The organism is Flavobacteriales bacterium (genome assembly GCA_025210295.1).
Lineage (GTDB): Bacteria > Bacteroidota > Bacteroidia > Flavobacteriales_D > Parvicellaceae > S010-51.
The window spans coordinates 1-3,717 of sequence record JAOASC010000007.1; the positions used below are offsets into that span (position 1 = coordinate 1).

Sequence of the window (3,717 nt, forward strand, 5' to 3'; positions counted from 1 at the left end):
CATCATCTCATTAGCTTATTATCTCATCATCTAATTGTCTCTGTTCTATTTTCTTTTCTCTTTATTCTATTTCCTGGTTCAACAAGCCGTCTTGTTCTCGATACACCTCCTCTGTCGGCACTCGAACTGACTGGATTAGTGCTGTAATGATACAATGATGAAATGCTATAATGGATTGAATCTTTATCTTTGCTATTTTCTCATCATCTCATTAGCTTATTATCTCATCATCTCATTAGCTTATTATCTCATCATCTAATTGTCTCTGTTCTATTTTCTTTTCTCTTTATTCTATTTCCTACTTTCTAGTTAAACATTACTCAAAGCCTCGAATTTAAGTTCATTGCATACAAATTATGGTAAGCTCACACTATATATTCCATAAACTTTACTATTTTTGTCGTTTAATCTATAGTTAGATGCAAAACGTAACATTACACGATAAATCTTTCAGACCATTTTTGACTGAAAAAGAAATTCAAGATGCTATAAAACAATTAGCAAAACAACTCCAAAAAGATTATCAAGACACCAACCCCATTTTTATTGGAATTTTAAATGGCTCTTTTTTATTCACGGCCGATTTAGTTCGCGAATTTGATGGAAATTGTGAGGTTACCTTTCTCAGAATGGCCTCTTATGAAGGTACAGAATCTACTGGAGATGTTCAGACAGTTTTAGGGATCAAAGAAGACATCACAAACCGAAATGTTATCATCATTGAAGACATTGTAGACACTGGTAATACTGTAGAAAAATTATATGAAGTACTTTCTAAGGAACAACCATCTTCATTAAAAGTTGCTACTTTACTCTTTAAACCTAATGCTTATCAGAAAAACATTCCTATTGATTATGTAGCGATCACGGTTGGGAACGAATTTTTGGTGGGATACGGTTTAGATTACGATGGATTAGGAAGAAATCTAAAAGATATATATATTATTAACGATTAATAAAAAACGAATCTATTTCAAGATAGGTTTATCAAAATTACAAAACTATGTTAAACATTGTATTATTCGGACCTCCAGGTGCAGGTAAAGGAACCCAAGCAGCTAGATTAGTAGCCAAATATAATCTTGTTCACTTGTCTACTGGCGATATATTTAGAGCTAATATAAAAGGCGAAACTGAACTAGGAAAACTAGCGAAACAATATATTGACAAAGGAGATTTAGTACCTGATGAAGTAACGATTGGGATGTTAGAAAGTGAGGTTGATAAAAATAACGACGCTAATGGGTTTATTTTTGACGGTTTCCCAAGAACAACAGTTCAAGCTGAAGCTTTAGAACAGTTTTTGGCTTCGAAAAACACTCAAGTTTCAGTAATGCTTGCTTTAGATGTTGAGGATGATGAATTAGTGAAAAGAATCTTATTAAGAGCTAAAGATAGTGGTAGAGCTGATGATGCTGATGAAAGTATCATTAGAAACAGAATTGAAGTTTACAATAAACATACTGCTGTAGTTGCAGACTTTTATGCTGCTCAAAATAAATTTGAGAAAATCGATGGAGTTGGTTCTATTGATGAAATTTCTGAAAGATTATACAACGCTATTGATCAATAAAAAATGGCTGGAGGTACAAACTTTGTTGATTACGTAAAAATTTGTTGTCGTTCTGGGAATGGTGGACCTGGGTCTAAACATTTTCATAGGGATCGGCTTACCGCAAAAGGAGGTCCTGATGGTGGAGATGGAGGTCGTGGTGGACACGTAATTATAAGAGGCACAACGAACGAATGGACTTTATTACATTTAAAGTACCGTAAACATGTTATTGCTCAACATGGTGAAGGTGGAAGCCAGAGCCACAGTAGTGGTAAAGAAGGTACCGACGAATATTTAGATGTTCCACTTGGAACTGTTGCAAAAGATCCTGATACGGGCGAAATACTTTGTGAAATTACCGAAGATGGACAAGAATATATTCTTGTAAAAGGCGGGAAAGGAGGTTTAGGAAATGCTCATTTTAAATCGGCAACCAACCAAAACCCTCAGTATGCCCAACCCGGTGAACGCGGTAAAGAGGAATGGAAGATCTTAGAATTAAAAGTATTGGCTGATGTTGGTTTAGTTGGCTTTCCTAATGCTGGGAAATCGACTTTGCTATCCGTTGTTTCTGCTGCTAAGCCGCAGATTGCCAATTATCCCTTTACAACCTTAGTTCCCAACTTGGGAATTGTAAATTATCGAGATTATAAGTCATTTGTAATGGCTGATATCCCAGGAATCATTGAAGGTGCTCATGAGGGGAAAGGAATTGGACATCGTTTTTTAAGACATATAGAACGTAATGCACTATTACTTTTTATGATACCTATTGATGCTGATGATATCCAAAAAGAATATGCTATTCTTCTTAATGAACTTGGAGCTTTTAATAAAGAACTCTTGGATAAAGATCGTGTTTTAGCAATTACTAAAAGCGATATGTTAGATGATGAACTCATCGAAGAAGTAAAAGCAGAATTACCAGAAGGTATTGAAACTGTCTTTATCTCCTCTGTAGTGGGGAAAGGTATACCTGAGTTAAAAGATCTGCTTTGGAAAAAGATTAATACATAAAAAAGAATAAACTTAAGCATCAAAAAAAAAGTCATCAATGAGCTCGGATAAACCCCGGGCTCATTTTGTTTTTACTACTAAAGGAAATTTTCGTAGTGTCTCAATTCTCCAATAAATTAATTATTTTATCATCTAAATTTGTTCTATGACTAATTAATTTATTTAAAAATGAAAAAAAAATATTATTTATCGATTCCCCTCTTTCTAATCCTATTGCTATTTACGTTAAATCATAACGCTCAAGGGCTAAATGAAATTACTGGAATGAGAATCTATGAACACCATAGTGCTATCATCAATGGAGGAAATGGAGGAAGTGCTAATGGAACTCAATCAGGTTATGATTTTGTAAACCATACCTATTATAACAGTTTTGACCCCAACTCATTTGGCCCTTATACGATGGGTGAAGAGATGAATATAGACCTTGTAGAACATAATGGGCCTTATTCTTCTAATGCCAGCACTAGTTTTGGTTTTACCAGTGGAGTGAGTTCTATTTGGGCAGGAGATATTACAGGTAATGGTATTACGCTTTGGGTAAAAGCTCCCACAAGTTTTAATTATGGAATGCTTAACAATGCTAGTGTAATGGAAAGTACTTATAATTCTGGAACACCATCTATTTCGGTTGAAAGTGTTTCTGAAAACGATGTCTATATAGGAAGAATACGAAACACCAATGATTATGTTGCTATGCGTTGTTATAATGTTACTGCAACTACAGAAGATGTTTACTTCGATTTTGATTATAAATATGATGGGGGGTGCAATACAACAGGAGTTGATATACAATTAGCTTGTGGTTCATTCACATGGATTGATGGAAATACCTACACTAATTCTAATAATACGGCTACCCATACCCTAACTTCTTCTCAAGGGTGTGATTCTGTTGTAACGTTAAACTTAACAATCAACTCAACCATTAACACTACTGACACGCAGGTTGCATGTGGTTCATATACTTGGACTGATGGAAATACCTATACAGCTTCCAATAATACCGCTACCCAAACCTTAACTTCTATACAAGGGTGTGATTCTGTTGTGACGTTAAACTTAACAATCAACTCAACCATTAACACTACTGACACGCAGGTTGCATGTGGATCATATACTTGGACTGATGGAAAAACCAAAAC

At 34.9% G+C, this 3,717-nt stretch carries 4 protein-coding genes; all 4 read left to right on the forward strand.

Annotation, left to right across the window (positions count from 1 at the left end):
* Window positions 1-419: 419 nt before the first annotated feature.
* On the forward strand, window positions 420-956 hold the full coding sequence (gene hpt, locus N4A35_01225; GenBank protein ID MCT4580011.1) for a hypoxanthine phosphoribosyltransferase: 537 nt from the start codon (window positions 420-422) through the stop codon (window positions 954-956).
* A 47-nt stretch (window positions 957-1,003) separates the two neighbouring features.
* A complete protein-coding gene (locus tag N4A35_01230; GenBank protein ID MCT4580012.1) occupies window positions 1,004-1,573 on the forward strand; it encodes an adenylate kinase in 570 nt (189 codons plus the stop codon).
* 3 nt (window positions 1,574-1,576) lie between these two features.
* Window positions 1,577-2,572: a GTPase ObgE gene (gene obgE, locus N4A35_01235; protein MCT4580013.1), complete on the forward strand. Its 996-nt coding sequence runs from the start codon at window positions 1,577-1,579 to the stop codon at window positions 2,570-2,572.
* A 168-nt stretch (window positions 2,573-2,740) separates the two neighbouring features.
* Window positions 2,741-3,717, forward strand: a 977-nt coding sequence (locus N4A35_01240; protein ID MCT4580014.1) for a hypothetical protein, incomplete at its 3' end; no start/stop codon positions are given.

Excerpts from the sequence above, each read along its gene's own strand:
- hpt (MCT4580011.1), top strand. The coding sequence starts at position 420 with ATGCAAAACGTAACATTACACGATAAATCTTTCAGACCATTTTTGACT.
- N4A35_01230 (MCT4580012.1), top strand. The coding sequence starts at position 1,004 with ATGTTAAACATTGTATTATTCGGACCTCCAGGTGCAGGTAAAGGAACC.
- obgE (MCT4580013.1), top strand. The coding sequence starts at position 1,577 with ATGGCTGGAGGTACAAACTTTGTTGATTACGTAAAAATTTGTTGTCGT.